The following is a 2,490-nucleotide window of genomic DNA, read 5'->3' as shown; positions in this document are numbered from 1 at the left end:
TTCTCCTGGTTGATGCGCAGGATCCTGGCCACCTCTATCCCGCTCATCTCCTCCATCTGGATATCCAGAAGCAATATATCAAAATGCCCCTTAGCCTCCAGAAAACGCTTCCCCGTATCGAAGCACGCCACCTCGCAGTCCGGTTCCTGCTTCTTTATCAGGCTGCGCAGCCTGGCACAGCTCTCCCTGTCATCATCACATATCGCGACCCTCATGCCCCACCTCATAGTATCACGCGGCCTCCGGATTCCTGCTCCGGCCCACTTGGTCGCGTTCTTTTTTTATTTCGACAGGACGGTCATGCCTCCTTTGGATAATGTAACAAACTGCGGCCTGTAATGTCACGAATCGTTGCGGGCCCTTCCCTGTGCCCTCCGGATGCCGCAATGCAGACAACGAAACCAAAAAGGACAGCAAACCAGTGTCTCCACCTCTGTCTGCTGTCCATAGCATGCTACCTGTCCTTATGTTCTTTATTTCGGCATACTTGCGAAAAAGTTTACCGGGAAAATATATTTTCATTTCCACTCTGCCATGCTATAATGTTGACACGAAAGCGCATTGTGTCAGCTTCTGATTCCATGTGCGCCGAAGCGTGCGCAGCAATACTATGAAAGGAGCGGAAAAGATGGCGTTAGCACAGTTACAGACCTTTACGGAAGAGGATTACTATAACATGCCGGAGGATGTCCGGGCAGAGCTGATTGATGGGCAGTTCTATTATATGGCCGCGCCCAGCCGCATTCATCAGGAAATCCTCAGCTTTGTATTCAAAAAAATTGCATATTATATCGATTCAAAAAACGGAAGCTGCAGAGTCTATCCGGCCCCTTTTGCGGTTAAGCTGTTCGAAAGCGACTACGGCACGATAGTAGAGCCGGACATAAGCGTAATCTGCGACCCGGGCAAGCTGACCGACAGGGGCTGTACCGGCGCGCCTGACTGGATCGTGGAAATCATATCCCCCGGCACGGCCAGCCACGACTATGTGCGCAAGCTGAAACTCTATCTGGATGCCGGGGTGAAGGAATATTGGATTGTTGACCCCTCAAAAAAGACCGTCTATGCGTACCATCTGGAAGAAGCCAAGTTTGAAGTCACCTCATACACCTTCCGGGACAAGATAAAGGCCAATCTCTATGACGACCTGTGGATCGACTTTGAGGAGCTGCGGCTGTAAGCCTTTTCGCGGCAGCCCCAGGCCATGACCATTTGCTCCAAGCAAAAAACCCCCCAAGCATCCCTTGCGCTTTTGAGGGGCCTTTTTTATTCCTCCTGCCGTCCGGGCCGCTTTGCCGCTACAGCCGCCGCAGCTGCCCTAAGATGTAATTCACCTTCTCTATGGCATCCTCCACCTGCCGCCTGGCATCGTTTATCTTGGACTGCACCAGCATATCCGCCACGAACCCGTCGAAGAAATAATCCGCGAAGGTCAGGAAATCCCCTGTCTGGATATGGAACTCCGGTATATTGTCCACGTCCATCAGCTCCCTCTGGAACCGCTTCAGGGCGGCGCGGGCCTGCTGCACCAGCGCGTCCGCGTCCCTCATTTTGGAGCGCTTGATGAAGGTAGTAATCATCCCTCCGCCCAGCATGTCCACGATGCCCCAGTTCCCTGCACTGCTCAGACAGTCCTTGGCCTGCTCCAGACAGCGCAGCGCCTCCTGTCCCGCATATGTCGCCTCGTTTATTTCCCTTCTGTAGTCCATCTCTGCCATCGCTCATTTTCCTTTCTTCAAAAACAGACGCGGCCCCCGCCGGAATCCGGGAAGCGCTCCGTGAACCCTCTATCCGGTTTCAGTATAAATATACGGGAAGAGCTTTTCAATAGGGAATTCCGCACTATAAGCGGGGCTAAAGTCCACGCTGCCGCAGCACTGCCTTTTCTGCAGGGCAATCCTTATTCTGTCGCCTTGTCGGATTGCCCCGAACCGTCGGCCCGCCCAAGCAGGATATGGTAGTAATAGACCGGCATGGCGCTCCAGCCATGGCAGAGGCTTCCCGCATTGTCGAAGTCGCTGGCTCCTGCTTCCGTCTCCCAGACCGTGGTGCCGCCGTACTCCGCCATGGGGGCATAAATGCGCCGGATATCCTCCAGAATCACGGGCGCATACCGCTCTCTGTCCACCTTCAGCCAGGCGTCATACTTAAAGCAGAGCATGGACAGGGACACCTCCGTCAGGGTCTTATCCGTCCGCAGCCGCTCGCACAGGCCCAGGGCCTCCTCTCCTTCCACAGCGCCGCAGAGGATGGCCAGGGCATTCCCCAGCTGGCTGGCCCCGCCTCCTGTCGCCAGATTATGGCAAAGTTTTGCCTCCTCGTCCCAGAACGTCTCATAGATGCGCTGATTCAGCCGCCGCGCCAGTGCCCTGTAATCCGCCGGAGCGCCCTCCTTCCATTCCGCCGGGCGCACCTCCGACGTGGTACGTCCTCCTTCCGCGGCGCGTTCTCCCTCCGCGGCACGCTCCCATTCCGCGGCGCGTTCTCAGA

The 2,490-nt window shown here is 55.7% G+C and carries 4 protein-coding genes; 1 reads left to right on the top strand and 3 read right to left on the bottom strand.

What is annotated here, in order from left to right; translation table 11 throughout:
• Positions 1 to 215 (bottom strand): response regulator (locus Q2B33_RS23825; RefSeq protein ID WP_300823060.1); only part of this gene is annotated, 215 nt, incomplete at its 3' end.
• 413 nt (positions 216 to 628) lie between these two features.
• Here Q2B33_RS23825 and Q2B33_RS23820 point away from each other — a divergent pair.
• A complete protein-coding gene (locus Q2B33_RS23820; RefSeq protein ID WP_300784761.1) occupies positions 629 to 1,180 on the top strand; it encodes a Uma2 family endonuclease in 552 nt (183 codons plus the stop codon).
• A 118-nt stretch (positions 1,181 to 1,298) separates the two neighbouring features.
• On the opposite strand, the gene Q2B33_RS23815 is transcribed toward Q2B33_RS23820, so the two are convergent.
• Positions 1,299 to 1,718 (bottom strand): hypothetical protein, encoded by a 420-nt coding sequence (locus Q2B33_RS23815; protein ID WP_300565512.1) that lies wholly within the window; start codon positions 1,716 to 1,718, stop codon positions 1,299 to 1,301.
• A gap of 182 nt (positions 1,719 to 1,900) precedes the next feature.
• Positions 1,901 to 2,413 (bottom strand): hypothetical protein, encoded by a 513-nt coding sequence (locus tag Q2B33_RS23810; protein WP_300914324.1) that lies wholly within the window; start codon positions 2,411 to 2,413, stop codon positions 1,901 to 1,903.
• Between the last annotated feature and the right edge of the window lie 77 nt (positions 2,414 to 2,490).

The organism is uncultured Acetatifactor sp. (assembly GCF_948601915.1).
GTDB lineage: Bacteria > Bacillota > Clostridia > Lachnospirales > Lachnospiraceae > Acetatifactor.
The sequence above is the reverse complement of the archived record's forward strand: the minus strand, read 5'-3'. Positions and strand labels throughout refer to the sequence as shown.